This is a genomic window from Neisseria sp. P0009.S008 (assembly GCF_051958615.1).
GTDB classification, from domain to species: domain Bacteria; phylum Pseudomonadota; class Gammaproteobacteria; order Burkholderiales; family Neisseriaceae; genus Neisseria; species Neisseria subflava.
The window spans coordinates 1-237 of sequence record NZ_JBQCVG010000102.1 but is presented as its reverse complement, the minus strand read 5'-3'; the positions used below and the strand labels follow the sequence as shown (position 1 = coordinate 237).

Genomic DNA, 237 nt, shown 5'->3' with positions numbered 1-237 from the left:
TGTCTGTTTTTGGTTTTTTTTTTTTTTTTTTAATATGAGGTTTTTGTTTGGCTTTGTTTTTGTGTTTTATTTTTTGGGGTGTTTGGTTTTTTTTTTTTTTTTTTTTTTTTTTTTTTTTTTTTTGTTTTTTTTTTTTTTTTTTTTTGCTTGTTTTTTTGTTTTTGTTTTGTTGGGGTTTTTTTTTTTTTTGTTTTTGTGTTTTTTGTTTTTTTTATTTTTTTAAAAAAAAAACCACGG

1 protein-coding gene is annotated in these 237 nt (G+C 17.7%); it reads right to left on the bottom strand.

Going from position 1 to position 237, the window contains the following annotated elements; translation table 11 throughout:
- Positions 1 to 29: 29 nt before the first annotated feature.
- Positions 30 to 237 (bottom strand): hypothetical protein (locus tag ACTHSQ_RS11450; protein WP_440375972.1); only part of this gene is annotated, 208 nt, incomplete at its 5' end.